The following is a 13,641-nucleotide window of genomic DNA, read 5'->3' on the forward strand; positions in this document are numbered from 1 at the left end:
GAGGTCGGTAGGAGCTTCACACGCAGTCAGTACTAAAAGGCACAGCACCCCGATGCCCTTCACTGTGTTTTGGCGCATTTTTTTCTCGTTGGTCTTTTAGTTGCTAGTAGTGCCATATTGGTACTTGTCGCTAAGGGCAGTATAAATATGTGAATTGAACAACTGTTTAGATGTTGCCGAAATGCACACCTATCTATTGCCCGTGGAAAAGCAACTCATGAAATTGGTTGTTTAAGTGCGCGTATCTTGCTGCATGTGCAGTGCAATCATCGACACTCAATGAAAGTTGTAAAGCTAGTTGCCAACTCAGCGAGCTCCTCTGGCTCTAACCGCCTATCATCCAAGCTTAGTTTAGCCTCAACGCCATTTTGAGCGAGGAAAAGGAGTGCTACCTCACCCCTAATGGCAAAATTGACATTCTGGGGAACGTCACCCAACGCGTCTGCTACTTTGAGCTCATTCAACTTTGAAACCACAACTCCAACGACTTCACCGTCAGACGCGAGGAGTGGACCACCTGAGTTTCCGCTTTGAATCGGACTCGTAATCTGCATCGTAACTGGGTCTCCTCCCAAGCCTTTTAGGGATGATACAGAACCTCTTGTAATATTTAGGCCACCTAACATACCGGCATACGGGTACCCAGCAGCGGTAACATCCGAGTTCAGTTTTGCGGAACTAGCCGAGAAAACTGCGACTTCCTTGTTTTCGAACGCTTCAGACACTAGAAGCGCCAGATCAAACTCTTGAGAAAAGGCGACTAATTTAGCATTTCGCCCGTCTACAGTAATGGTTGTACACCCTTCAACCACGTGCGCATTCGTCAAAACGTGCCCGGCCGCAGACACGACGAATCCACTACCTGCGCTTCCTGATACGTTTTTCCTATTGGAAGGTGGGACTTCGGCTGTTTTCGCTTGGCTTTCGTCTGATTGTTCTAATGCGTCAATTGTTGTTTTGACTACATAATCAAGCTTACCGCCAATGGTGAAGGAAAGCTTCTGTACTCGTTTTGCAGAAATGCTTGACGATACCGCCCCAAGGATAGCCGCATCTTGTTCACTGGACGATAGCATTACCGTCGACCATGATCCGTTTACGAAATCAGAACGAGTGTAGAGAATTGAACCGTCTCGATCTGTGGCGGAGGAAACCGCCAAGTTCTGTTTTCTTACAGAGTATGGCTGCGTCGCTCCCTCGTGAGTACTCAATGTGAAATCGTGTAGCTTTTGGGTCGTTTCTCGATTGTGTACGCCCATGGAAATCGCAAGAGTGCTACTTTTATGGCTGTAATTCAAAAAGTAGTCCGTGTCGGCATCGCGAACTATGGTTTTCTCGGGCCACAGAAGCGACAAACCTAGACCAGGAAAATAGTTGAACTCCCAACCGTCGTTAGACAGTCGCTCGAATAGCGACCAAGCAAGCATCGCCATGTGCCAGTCTGCGGGTGCAGTTTCAAATTCGCTTTGTGAGTACCTGTTTAGCGCTCGATCGCTAATTCGCCCCCATGCCCCGTCTAACAATCCGTGATAGTGCCCTTCAAACGCTAAGGCCGTCTGAAGAAAACGCTTGTCTTCGTAAGTTAGGTTACTCGCATCAAAATCCCTGAAGAGAACCTCGAAATCTTGGGATAGCGCCTCATTCGCTGTTTCCAGCCAGAGAAACAAAGGCAAAATCAGGTAAATTATGTTCTTCAATCTGGGCCGTGCCAACGTAGGAGCCTCGAACGAATGTTAGCGTTTTGTTAACCCTAAAGTCTGATACAGATACTTCCTTGACCACCCCTATTGGCAAGACTTTTTGCTATTACACTAGGCTATGACCAAATTCCAACAGTGCCCGCATCAGAGCATTTTAAGCGTCACGGATAGTGTCATCTTGCAGGGCAAATACCCAATCATCACTCACAATTTGCGCTAGTGTTTGAGGCCAGGAGTAGTCTGAAGAAGGCGTCAATTTTACCGAAGGTGTCAGCAGTAGACTTCAAAGCCCCAAAAAAGAATGGTGACACAAAGAGTGACGCCCACACTTTTCCCGTTGACCTAAGTTGCTGTAAATAAATAATAGTGCCCGTACTATGCGCGGTAAACAATCCTGCCGGGGTCGCCAGCAACTCAGCGCTGGTCGGGTTTCGGGTTCGGTTTCACCGCTCAACCGCGATAGCGCGCTTACTTCGTACAAGCAGTTCTGGCGATCCTGTTTGCCGTGCATACACTTCTTTTGGTGCAGTCGCCCTGAGAGTTTCTGCCTCTCTCAAATCTGCATTCTGGTGCGGTTTTGGACCAGCCTCGGCTCGTCGTGCATTTGGTATTCCCAGTGCATTGCGCTCCACCGCAGGTTTTCGGCTGCCATTTTCGGTAGGAATCGTATGAGCGCCACCCCTCTGGGCATGCTCCGCCCGCGAACGCGCAAGCGGTCTTTCCCTTGATCGTGACGGTTTTTCCTCCCGCACTATTGCACTCTGCTGCCGTTGGGGCCGCACTTCCGGGAAGTGGCGATACCAACACCAAACACAGACCAACGAAAGGTAGTATTTCAAGAACACGCATTGCGTTCTCCTTGCTGCGCGACAGGCAAGTCCAAGCTTACGTGACCGACAGACAATCCCAAAGGGTCAATCCCGCGGTACCTTCGAGACGATGTATCGCGGGGATCATCTGGTCTTTGAAGCACCGCAGCATTGGCCCGCGGACAGTCAGTATTCCGCGTTTGACAGCTTGTTAAGGCAATCCCTGATCGGTGCGCCTTTGGGCAGGGCACAATACCCGTCCGACCGCATGTCGGCCGACGGGGAAACACCTCCTCCGATCAAGATCACCAGGAACTCCTCAACCGGGGGCAACAGCGTATCGGCGTTCTCAATCGTCTCTTCGGTCGAGACTGTCCGGAATGCCTCAAACAGTGGAAGGGTGATTTCGCCTTCTACGCCGTCAGGATGTTCGTCCAGAAACTGGCGCGCGCCCCAGTCAGGGTCTGTGAAGAATCTGTGATAGTAGGTGCGGTCCAACCGATCTTTCTGGATTTCCAGACTTTCCGGGACAACGCCTCCGTTGCGGACGCCTTGATAGATTTCCATGATCTTGCCGTGGACCTCGGGCCATGCGCTGGCTTCGACGGTCGCGCTCAGCGCGATCACGGCCTTGTTCTTGCCCACGACCACAAAGTCCGAACGTGGATCGTAGGATGCACGCATGGACTGGCGGATGACCCGAAACATCTCCGAGCCTTGATTGGCGCCGATATAGTCAACAAGAAGGTTCGAGCCAAGCTGGTCCCGTGCGTTCGAAAACGCCTTTGCATTGGCAAGCAGGACCAACATTTCGGATGCGTCGGGGTCGGCGAGATGCACGATACCTTTGGGCAGGGCAAAGGGCGCCCCGTTCGCGCCCCTCCACCCTTCGGCCCATTTGCTCAGGGCGCGCCCCAGCCGGAACCGCGCGCCCGGCAGCGAATTGATCAATCGGACGGTTCGGCGCGCTACCTCTTCGTCCTCTGATCTGAGGACGACCTGATCTGGTCGCCCGAACTGAAAGTCGGGCTCAAGTGCTTCTTCGTCCGTGGCGGCAGGGTCGAATTCCAGATAATTGGTAATCTCGTTCAACACATCCGACGGCTGTCTGGTTCTGGTCGAGATAACTGGGCGAAACGCCTCAAGCTCTCGTGCGTACCAGTCTGGTGTGTATCGGGGTTCGAGCAATACGTTCTCGAGGTGTACCAGGACTTCCGGGAAGACGTCGCTTGGCGCCGAGACGGTGAGCGTCAGGTTCTTGCCGCTTCTGCCGATTTTCTGTTCGACACCTTTCAGCTTCAGGAACGAACTGACTTCGTAGGATGAGCGGGTCGAGGTCCCACCTGTCACCACGCTCGCAATGGCGGCGGACATGGCGGCAGTGCGGTCCAGCGTCGGGTGGTCAATCGTCCACACCATGGTCAGTGCGGACGTGCCGTTCTCAAGCGGAGAGAGCTCGACCAGTTTCGTTTCGCCTGCAGTCGCAATCAGTTCCGCCTGTGCCCGCTCACCCGGCAGCAAGGTAAGCGCCGCAAAGAGAACTGCGAGAAGCCGGCCCTTGAAAACGCGCATGTCAGTCGGCTTTCTCTGCAAGAACGAAAGATGTCGCCGAGGGCTGCAAGATTTTTTCCGCAAAATCGATAACTTCCTGATCTGTGGTGTTGCTCAGCGTTTCGGCAAAGACCGACGGGCTGATGGGCGGGAATCCGTCGGCGGCGACGTTCTGCAGAAACCACAGAAAGGCCGAAGGACGGCGGGCCATGTTCTGGGACCAGACCACTTCCTTTTGACGGAGCTGATGAATTTCGTATTTGCTGATCGGCTCGTGCAGCAAGCCAGCCAAGGTTTCGGTCAGCAGATCCTTGGCTTCATCCACGCTGAAGCCGGGCATGAGTTGCAGGTCGATCACCAGTTCAACATCGGCATTCTTCGCAAAATACCAGTTGACGCCATGGTTGAGTATCCGCGTGTCCTCGTGGCGTAGAACCTTGGCGATCCGTTCGTTCAGGATCCCGCTTGCGATGAAGAACGCGCCTTGCATGTCGATGCTCGTGGAGCGGTCTTCGAATTCCACGAATTTTGCGAACAGCACGGTGTCACGTTGCAACCGATCCGACTGCAGGCGCACGACGGACTGTTTCTCGGGATCCGGCTTTTGATCCAACCACGGTTTTTTCGGAGCGTCAGATGGTTCGGTATCGCCAAACACCCGCGCCACCAGTTCTTCGGCCCGGGCTGGTTCAATGTTTCCGGAGACAATCAACGTCACGTTGGACGGCACATAGTGTTCCTTGTGAAACTGATAGGCCTTCTCAAGGCTCAGCTTGGGCAGATCCTCGACGGTGTTGTCTGCCCGGCCGCGCAAGGTGCCGTAGAGGTTTTGAAGTGCCATTCGGCTGAGCCAGCGAAACGGATATTGCCGTTCACGCAGCAAGGTTTCCCGCTGGACGATAGCGACTTCGCTCTCCGCAAATTGCCTGGATACGGATGGCGTGTCCAGAACGGCCCGGGAAAGCCGCAATAACATCTCCGCCTCGGATGGCAGCCCGGAATTCGTGTACACGGTCGCGACATTGTGCGTGGTGGCGTAGATGTCGCGTTCGCGCGGTTTTCTGAGAATGGTGGCGTCGGCCGAGAACGCGGCGAGATGCTCGGTCAGATGGGCTGTGCCGGACGGGTCCGGGTCGTCATAAGACCCCGAAAGAACAATTAACTGAACATCCACGCGGTCGAAGGTGTCCACCGGAACCACATATGCTGCGTGCAGCCCGCCCTTCTGGGCAAGCGGAATGACGCTCTGTGCCTGAGCGGATCCGGAAAAAACCAAAAAGACGATCGACAAGAAAAATACGGCGGCGCGCATCAAAATCCTTTGAACTATTAGATTTTCGCAGAAACGCCGGTCAACCGACGCTCAACCAAAGGGGTAACGGTTGCGTCAATGCTTGCGGGGCGCGGAGTGTTTTTCAAGTCGTAATAGGCATCGCAAGTCGGGGTGTGCTTCTGGGGCTGCGGGCGGGGCTTGCTGGGGCGAACAACTGGATCACGTCAGACCAAGGTCTGTGGTGCGGTTTTCGATTGTGGGTCATAGTCGGGACCACAATGAGGACGAAAGTTGCTGAGCTGACGATTGGGAATTGGTCGTTGTCGCGAGTTTTTCTTGCGGCAAGCATCCTTGTGATGGGATCTGCAACCGCGATCGTCGGTGTGTGGGTTTCAAATCGAATCCAGAATGCGGTCGTGCAGAACTCGGCCAATTCGGCGGCGCTGTATATGGAAAGCATCGTCTCACCTCTCAGCCAGGAACTGGCGTTGGGTGACCGCCTGTCCGAGCAGGCGAGGCGGGCGCTGGACGAGATTTTCATGACCCAGCCGATGCGCGATCGTATCGTATCATACAAGTTCTGGAAGCAGGGTGGTGTGGTCGTACACGCCTCGGACACAAGCATCATCGGTAACCGTTTCGAGCCGACGGGTGACCTTCAGCGCGCCTGGATCGGCGAAATCTCGGGCTCGTTCGAGGAACTGGATCACGATGAAAGCGCTGCCGAAGCGGCCTTGGGGATACCGCTGCTCGAGGTCTACAGCCCCATTCGTGAACTGTGGTCCGGTGAAATCATTGCCGTGGCCGAGTTCTATGAAAGGGCCGATCAATTGGAGATGGATCTGGCAAAAGCCAGGCGCACAAGCTGGTTGGTGGTCGGTTCCGCCTTTCTGGCAAGCACGGTTGTCCTTTTTTGCATCGTTGCGATCGGGGACAACACCATCCGGCGGCAGGCGAGGCTATTGAAGAAACGGCTGGCGGAAAGCGAAAGGATGGCGGCGCAGAATGCGATGCTGCGGTCGCGGGTGGTCGAGGCCTCGGGGCGGTATGCCGCGCAGACGGACCGGTTTCTGAAGAAACTCGGCGCCGAACTTCATGACGGCCCGGCGCAGTACCTTTCACTTGCCGCCCTTCGGTTGGAGGCCGCGTTTTCGGACAAATCCCCAAAACCGAAGGAGGCCGAGGAAATCCAGCAGTCGCTGCAGAAGTCCTTGACCGAAATCCGCGCGCTGTCCCGGGGGCTGTCCGCACCCGATATCGACAACCTGACCTTGATTGATGTCGTGAAAAGAGCGGTCGAGGACCACGCGGAGCACAGCCCGTTGCGGCCTGAAATCTCGTTTCATGGCAGTGACATGCCGAATTTGTCGGTGTCTGACAAACTGTGCGTTTTCCGCTTTCTTCAGGAAACACTCTCGAATACCGCGCGATATGCCCCGCAGTCCCGCTGCAGCGTCACCTGCCATGTTCGTGACGATTGCATTGTCATTCAGGTCAAGGACGATGGACCCGGCTTTGATCCTTTGGATGGTACTGTTCTGCGCGATGATGGCGGCCAGGGGCTGCTGGGGCTGCGCGATCGCGTCGAGAGCATCGGCGGCAGGTTTCAGGTCTCGTCCAGTCCCGGCCAGGGCACCACCGTCGAAATGACCCTGTTTCCCAACAAAACGAGCTCACCATGACCAAGACACTTGTCATAGCAGATGATCATCCGATTTTCCGGGATGGGCTGCGGCGGACCTTGGATGAGGCAGAAGGGTTCGAAGTTCTCGCGGCCGGATCCAGCGCCGACGAAGCGGTTGCGCTTGTCGCTCAGCACCAGCCCGACATCGCAATTCTCGATCTCTCGATGCCCGGAGGTGGGATCAACGCGACACGCCGGATCGCCGCAATGGAAAAACCGCCCTGCATCGCGATTCTGACGGTTTCGGAGAACAGCAGCGATGTTGCCGATGCACTCGAGGCCGGAGCGATTGGGTATATTGTCAAAGGCGAAACCGCGAGTGAACTGACCGCCTCCCTGCGCAGCATCGCCGCGGGGGAGGGGTTCGTTTCGCCGGGGCTGGCTTCGCGGGTACTGCTTCAGATCAACAACGACGCGAGCCCCGCGAACAGCAGCGATGTTCTGGATGATCTCACGCATCGCGAAGAGGAGATACTCAGGCGCGTGGCCAAGGGTTTGAGCAATCGCGAGATCGCCGTGGAACTGGATCTTCAGGAAAAGACGGTGAAACACTATATGACGGCGATCCTGTCCAAGCTGCACGCGCGGAACCGGGTCGAGGCCGCACTTATCGCGCACGACGCGTGGGGCAAGAAAAACAAGCCGCATAGCCTGTGAACGCCGAAACGGCCTCTCTGACCGAGAGACCGTCCGGGAAATTCGCGCTGTTCGTCAGTTCGCGACCGATTGCAGCCTCCGGATGTCCGCGGCCGTGGCTGTTCTTTCCACAACGGTCCGGTTGAAGGGGTCTTTCAGCTCGTAGCGCCCGAACTCGATCTCTTCTTTCCAGCCGTTGGCGTAGTTGACTTCGATGTTGTTGCCCTGACGTTCGATCTTTGTGGGGCGGCTTCCGGCCGTGCCACCTTGCCCTGATGCGCTTACATTCTTGATCGAAATACCGTTCGCCAGAGAACGAAGCCTCGAGATATCGGCACCTGTGGCTGGCCGTTCCTCCACGGTCCGATTCTGAGCATTCTTTCTCTCGTATCTGCCGTTTTCGATTTCTTCCTTCGTTCCGTCGGCATAGCGAACTTCGATCCCGTTTGCAGTTGTCTCGACCTTGGTTATGCCGGCCGACCCGCTCGGGGCGCTTCCGGATTGCGACGATCCTTTTTTGCTGCCGCTGCGACTTGACCGATCGTCGTCATCGTCGTCGTCATCATCATCGTCGTCGTCATCCCGATCGTCGTCATCATCGTCCCGATCGTCATCGTCATCATCGTCGTCCCGACCGTTGCCACCCTTGCCTTTGCCGCTCTTGGCAAACGCGTAAGCGGGCTCAAGCTGCAAGCCGCCCTCGGTGCTGAACTTGGGAGTGTATGGCGCCGCCGAAATCAACGTCGCCAGTGCCACAGTGCTGAGAAGTTGTCCCAGTTTCCGGTTTGCTATCATTTCAGCCTCCTTTGCTGTTCGGCAAATATCTGTTTGTCTTAGGGAGGCTAAGCTGGGTTGGATCAGTCCACATCGGGCTTAGGTCCGACGAATTTCCAACCAAACGTCCGAAAGGGGAAGCAAAAAGGCCCAAGGTGCCAAGATCCCGCCGCCCGGCGAACCGCCATGGCTCATCGGTAGCCGGGAAATGCAGGCGTCGGCTCAGTCTGTTGTGGCGTCGTTGGCCGGTACCGGAACAACCTTGAGATATGCGGCAATCGCCAACCGGTCCTCATCGGACAGACGGGAAGTGTTCTCGATGACCTCGGCCATCTCTCCGCCGGCGCTGTCATAGTCCGGAGTGAAACCGGACTTCAGGTATTCGGCGATGTCGGCTTCGGACCAATCCAGGTGGTTGGTGGTCAGGCCGGGAATGCGCCCTTTTCCGCTGGGATTTGGCGCACCCGCCAGCCATTGATCCCGGTTCAAGCCGCCAAGGCCATCTCTGGGCGTGTGGCACTCGGCGCAATGGCCCAAGGCTTCGACCAGGTAGCGCCCGCGCTGCTGCTGCGCATCGAGATCACCGTCCACCACCCACCCTGGTTCAAGGTAGAGAAGCTTCCAGCCGCCCAAGCTTCGCCGGATGTTGAAGGGGAAACCGACCTCATGCGCGCTGCTTTCCTGCGAGGCGGCCGGCAGGGTGCCAAGGAATGCGTGCAGCGACACGACATCCTCCGGCGTCATGTTCGTATAGGTCGTGTAAGGGAAGGCCGGATAGTAGTGCTGCCCGTCCGGCCCGGTCCCGTAGATCAGGGCATCCGCCAGTTCCAGCGCTGACCATGACCCAATCCCGGCCTCTGGGTCGCTGGATATGTTCGGGGCTATGAACGTACCGAAATCCGTCTCGAACCGGCGTCCGCCCGCCAGTACCAGCTTATCTTCACCCTCGGAGTTCGGCGCTGAATGGCACGAGGCGCATCCGGCCGCAAAGAACACGGTCTCGCCCCTTACAAGATCAGGGGCAATACCGTCCAACTCGGCCGGATCGACGTGTTGCGGTCGGGTCAGAACCAGACCGGTCAGCCCGGCCACGACCGCGACGCCCGCGGCAATCGTCAGAAGCCGCCGCACCGTCAGGGCCTTGTCAGTTCTTTGGGGCTCTGTATGCCTTGTGACATGCCGAACAGGCTCCACCCAATGGTCCCATCGCTGCTTTCAGCGCTTCGACATCTTGCCCGGCGGCGGCCTGCATCGCAACCGCGGCTTCAGCCATTGCCTGGCCCTTGGCGCTGACATCCGGGAAGTTCTCCCAGATCGCCGGAAGCGCCCGGGAAGATGGGTCGGAGACATTGTCGGACCCGGCTGGCCACATGGCCGACTGATCGATCTGCGTCACGGCAACCAGGTTGTTGGCCGCGCGCGTCGCGGCCTCTGCGTTGTATTCCAACTCGCCCTTGGCCATGCCGCCAAGCGTGCCCAGATTGAACGCATACAGCTGCATGACGGCCTTGCGCGCCTTGACGGCCGGGTTTTCGCTTTCCTGGGCTACGGCCGTGCCAATTACGGCCACTGAAATCAAACTCGCCGCAAGGATTGAGAATTTCTTGATCATGGTATCTCTCCCACATGAATGTGCCGAATGGTAGCTTGATCGAAATTTCTTGTAATTGTTTATTTCTCTGCGTTTATTGTTAACTTATGAACAATCAAAACTGGGACGACATCCGATACGTCCTCGCCGTAAGCCGGCACGGTTCGTTGAACGCAGCGGCCACAGCGCTGGGCGTGACCCATGCAACGGTGCTGCGCAGGGTGGCCGCGTTTGAACGACGCCATGGGTGCGTGATCTTTCAAAAGAACCCGACGGGCTACAGCGCGCTGCCCGAGGCCCGGGCCATTCTTACGGCCATGGAAAATGTCGAGGACGCGGTGCTTTCGGTTGAACGGGCAATCGTGGGCGCGGACCGTTCGCCGACCGGGCGGGTGCGGATTGCCTCGACTGACAGCCTTTGCCAGCTTGTGCTGCCCGGGATACTGAACCGCATTTCTGCGCTTTATCCGGGTCTGGAGCTGAGTCTGCTGAGCGGGAACAATCACCATGACTTGTCGCGGCTGACCGCGGACATTGCCGTGCGTCCATCAATACGCCTGGGCGAAGACTTGGTGGGCGAGCGGGCTGGCGCGTTGGCCTTCGGGGTCTACGACGATGGGTCCCCCAACCGAAAATGGATGCGTTTGGACGGGGCGCTGAGCGGTTCGGTCCCGGCCAGATGGATGGCCGAACATGTGCGGGATGAAGACACCACCATCGGCGCGGACAGTTTCCTTGTGCTCCAGCAGATGGCTGCGACAGGTGTCGGCAAGGCGTATTTGCCGACGTTCATCGGTGATGCGGACCCGCAGTTGCGGCGGGCGCCGGACATGAATCCGGAGATCGAGGTTCCTCTGTGGGTGGCCACACTTGAAGAGATTGCGCGCACGCCGCGGTTTGCCGTCGTGCAGCGGGCCTTGGTGGAACACTTGCCCCAAGCACTGGGCCGGTAAGGTCAAACCGAAACGGCCGCCCTGAGCTGCTGCTGACCAAGTTCGGATTTTGATCCTTTCAGGAATGGCGACCCGCGTTCCAGCACCAGAAAACTGTCGCCCAGAGAATACGCGAAATCAAAATACTGTTCGACCAAGACGATCGCCATCTCACCTTGATCGCGCAGCAGGCGGATGACTTCGCCGATCTGCTTGATGATGTTGGGCTGGATGCCCTCGGTTGGTTCATCCAGCAAAAGCAGCCTGGGTTTCGTGATCAAGGCCCGCGCAATTGCGAGCTGCTGCTGCTGACCGCCTGACAGATCACCACCGCGCCGCGACAGGAACTCTTTGAGAATCGGGAACAGTTCGAAGATGTAATCAGGTATCCTGTGTTCGCTGCGGGGCAGGCAGGCAAAACCGGTTTCCAGGTTCTCGCGGACCGTCAGAAACGGAAAGATTTCTCGTCCTTGCGGAACATAAGCCACACCTTTTCGAGCCAGCTCATAGGATGTGGCCTTGCCGATCTCCTCGTCGCCAAGCCGGTATGCACCGCCGCTGCGGGGGTGCGTTCCGGAGATGGCTTTCAACAGGCTGGTCTTGCCGACGCCGTTGGTGCCCATCACGCAGGTGACTTGACCCTGACGTGCGGTGATGTCGATCCCGTTCAGGATCTGGCTGCCGCCGTAGTGCAGGGACAGGTCCGAGATTTCCAGAAGCTCAGCGGCCAAGATACACCTCAATCACTTTGTCATTATTGGTGACGTGGTCCAGCGACCCTTCGGCCAGAACTGACCCCTCGTGCAGCACCGTGACCTTGCAGTTCAGGCGGCGGACGAACTCCATGTCATGTTCAACCACCACCACGGCGCGGGTTTTGGCGGCGGCGACAAGAATGTCGGTTGTGTGCTCGCGCTCGGCGGGGGTCATTCCGGCGGCCGGCTCATCGACCAGCAGCAACTGCGGATCCTGCGCCAGCAGCATGCCGATCTCAAGCCACTGCTTCTGCCCGTGGCTCAGCTCACCGGCCTTGCGGTTCAAGGCATTCTGCAGTCCGATTTCCTCGGCCAGGTCGGCGACCTTTTGATGATCCGCCTGTCCGGCCCGAAACCGCAGGACCGCCAGCGGGCCGCGTTTGTTCCTGAGGGCCAGCATCAGGTTCTCGCGAACGCTCTGGTCCTCAAAAACGGTGGGGCGCTGGAACTTTCGGCCGATCCCGGCCTGAGCAATCTGGCTTTCGCTCATCGACAGGAGCGACACGGATTTGTCACCCCACAGGACATGGCCGTCATCCGGTTTGGTCTTGCCGGTAATGATGTCCATGAACGTCGTCTTGCCCGCCCCGTTCGGGCCGATGACCGCGCGCATTTCGGCTGGGCCAATCTGGAATGTCAGGTTGTTGATGGCTTTGAATCCGTCGAAGGTTACGGACACGCCGGAGACTTCAAGCAACGTGCTCATTCGTCGGCCTCCTTTTCGCGCAGCGACCCAAGGTCCGGCCCCAGATCGGCGCCGTGGCGGTCCGGGGCGCGCCGCTCGGCAAACCTGTCGATCAGGCCGCCGATGCCCCGAGGCGCAAACAGCGTGACCGCGACAAATGACAGCCCAAGCAGGATGGTCCACCAGTCGACCCATTGAATCGTGTAGAACCCCAGCGAGATATCGGGGGCCTGACCGCCCGTGAACCAGGTGGACAGCAGAGAAACGAATGCCGCGCCGATCACTGCTCCGTACAGACGGCCCCGTCCTCCGATCGCCACCCAGACGGCCAGGTAGATTGATGCAATGGGCGCGATCTCGGCTGGATTGATGATGCCGGCTTGCGGGTAGTACAGGGCACCCGCGATGCCGCAGATCACGGCGGTGAAGGTGAAGATGAACAGCTTGTAGGCTTCGACCGAATACCCAAGGAACCGAACCCGGCTTTCGTCGTCCCGGATGGCGCGAATGACCGATCCGAACTTGCCGGACACCATCCAGGCGCAGACCAGATAGCCCAGCCCCAGCGCCAGGGCCGACGCCCAGAAGAACAGGATCGAAACCGTCGATTGCGGCACCGAATCCAGACCCGGCAGATTCTGCAGACCCGACAGGCCGTTGTTCCCGCGCAGCCCGCTGTCGTTCTGAAACAGGTACAGAGACAGCGCCAGCGTCATCGCCTGTGTCAGGATCGACAGGTAGACCCCGGTCACGCGGCTGCGGAAGGCCAGCCACCCGAACACAAGGGCCAGCAAGCCGGGCACCAGTACGACCGCAGCCAGTTGCAAGGGCAGCGAATGCGCAACAGCCCAGATCGGTGGGAACTCGGATGCGCCGACGACTCCGAAGATCTGGGTGGCGATGCCGTCGGAGACTTCCTGGGCCGTTGGTGGCAGGGCCGAGGACGCGAGGCTTTCGATCACGATGATCTCGGTCCGCGCATACATCAGCCACATGCCGATGGCGTATCCGCCGATACCGAAGAAGGCCATATGCCCCAGGGACAGGATGCCCGTGTAGCCCCACACCAGGTCCATCGCCAGGGCCGCAAGGCACAGGCAGAGGGTCTTGCCCAATGTCTTGACGAAGCTGGTGGATATCAGGCCGATCCCGAACCCTTCGCCCAGCACTGTTATGGTCGCCGTGAACAGCGCCAGGACGATCAGAAAGATCGCGACCGAGGGATAGCGCAGCACAAATGGCTTTCGCATC

At 57.7% G+C, this 13,641-nt stretch carries 12 protein-coding genes; 3 read left to right on the top strand and 9 right to left on the bottom strand.

The window, feature by feature from the left end; all coding sequences use genetic code 11:
* Nucleotides 1-266: 266 nt before the first annotated feature.
* The 3 genes from ACR0JC_RS11055 to ACR0JC_RS11065 form a co-directional block, all read right to left on the bottom strand.
* Nucleotides 267-1,697 carry a S1C family serine protease gene (locus tag ACR0JC_RS11055; protein ID WP_170342788.1) on the bottom strand — a complete coding sequence of 477 codons (1,431 nt, stop codon included), beginning with the start codon at nucleotides 1,695-1,697 and terminating at the stop codon, nucleotides 267-269.
* Nucleotides 1,698-2,695: 998 nt separating this feature from the next.
* Nucleotides 2,696-4,081, bottom strand: a complete 1,386-nt coding sequence (locus tag ACR0JC_RS11060; protein ID WP_170342790.1) for a peptidase M16 family protein — start codon at nucleotides 4,079-4,081, stop codon at nucleotides 2,696-2,698.
* Nucleotide 4,082: 1 nt separating this feature from the next.
* Nucleotides 4,083-5,372, bottom strand: coding sequence for a M16 family metallopeptidase (locus ACR0JC_RS11065; RefSeq protein WP_170342792.1), 1,290 nt, complete (start codon nucleotides 5,370-5,372; stop codon nucleotides 4,083-4,085).
* Between the two features lie 317 nt (nucleotides 5,373-5,689).
* Between ACR0JC_RS11065 and ACR0JC_RS11070 the strand changes: the two genes are divergently transcribed.
* The gene (locus tag ACR0JC_RS11070; RefSeq protein ID WP_170340815.1) at nucleotides 5,690-7,015 is read left to right on the top strand and encodes a sensor histidine kinase; all 1,326 of its coding nucleotides are present in this window, start codon (nucleotides 5,690-5,692) and stop codon (nucleotides 7,013-7,015) included.
* On the top strand, nucleotides 7,012-7,674 hold the full coding sequence (locus tag ACR0JC_RS11075; RefSeq protein ID WP_170342795.1) for a response regulator: 663 nt from the start codon (nucleotides 7,012-7,014) through the stop codon (nucleotides 7,672-7,674). Before ACR0JC_RS11070 ends, ACR0JC_RS11075 begins: the two co-directional genes overlap by 4 nt.
* 54 nt (nucleotides 7,675-7,728) lie before the next feature.
* Here ACR0JC_RS11075 and ACR0JC_RS11080 read toward each other — a convergent pair whose 3' ends face one another.
* From ACR0JC_RS11080 to ACR0JC_RS11090, 3 genes are all read right to left on the bottom strand, one after another.
* Nucleotides 7,729-8,448 (bottom strand): hypothetical protein, encoded by a 720-nt coding sequence (locus ACR0JC_RS11080; protein WP_174822102.1) that lies wholly within the window; start codon nucleotides 8,446-8,448, stop codon nucleotides 7,729-7,731.
* Between the two features lie 201 nt (nucleotides 8,449-8,649).
* A complete protein-coding gene (locus ACR0JC_RS11085; protein WP_170342798.1) occupies nucleotides 8,650-9,558 on the bottom strand; it encodes a c-type cytochrome in 909 nt (302 codons plus the stop codon).
* Nucleotides 9,559-9,571: 13 nt separating this feature from the next.
* The gene (locus ACR0JC_RS11090; protein ID WP_170342800.1) at nucleotides 9,572-10,039 is read right to left on the bottom strand and encodes a c-type cytochrome; all 468 of its coding nucleotides are present in this window, start codon (nucleotides 10,037-10,039) and stop codon (nucleotides 9,572-9,574) included.
* Nucleotides 10,040-10,125: 86 nt separating this feature from the next.
* Between ACR0JC_RS11090 and ACR0JC_RS11095 the strand changes: the two genes are divergently transcribed.
* Nucleotides 10,126-10,971 (top strand): LysR family transcriptional regulator, encoded by an 846-nt coding sequence (locus ACR0JC_RS11095; RefSeq protein WP_170342802.1) that lies wholly within the window; start codon nucleotides 10,126-10,128, stop codon nucleotides 10,969-10,971.
* A 2-nt stretch (nucleotides 10,972-10,973) separates the two neighbouring features.
* Here ACR0JC_RS11095 and urtE read toward each other — a convergent pair whose 3' ends face one another.
* The 3 genes from urtE to urtC are packed head-to-tail and all read right to left on the bottom strand — an operon-like array spanning nucleotide 10,974 to nucleotide 13,640.
* Nucleotides 10,974-11,681 carry an urea ABC transporter ATP-binding subunit UrtE gene (gene urtE, locus ACR0JC_RS11100; RefSeq protein ID WP_170342804.1) on the bottom strand — a complete coding sequence of 236 codons (708 nt, stop codon included), beginning with the start codon at nucleotides 11,679-11,681 and terminating at the stop codon, nucleotides 10,974-10,976.
* Nucleotides 11,671-12,411 carry an urea ABC transporter ATP-binding protein UrtD gene (gene urtD / locus ACR0JC_RS11105; protein WP_170342806.1) on the bottom strand — a complete coding sequence of 247 codons (741 nt, stop codon included), beginning with the start codon at nucleotides 12,409-12,411 and terminating at the stop codon, nucleotides 11,671-11,673. Before urtD ends, urtE begins: the two co-directional genes overlap by 11 nt.
* Nucleotides 12,408-13,640 (bottom strand): urea ABC transporter permease subunit UrtC, encoded by a 1,233-nt coding sequence (gene urtC, locus ACR0JC_RS11110; protein ID WP_170342911.1) that lies wholly within the window; start codon nucleotides 13,638-13,640, stop codon nucleotides 12,408-12,410. Before urtC ends, urtD begins: the two co-directional genes overlap by 4 nt.
* Nucleotide 13,641: the final 1 nt, after the last annotated feature.

It is taken from the genome of Ruegeria sp. CH5 (genome assembly GCF_056537025.1).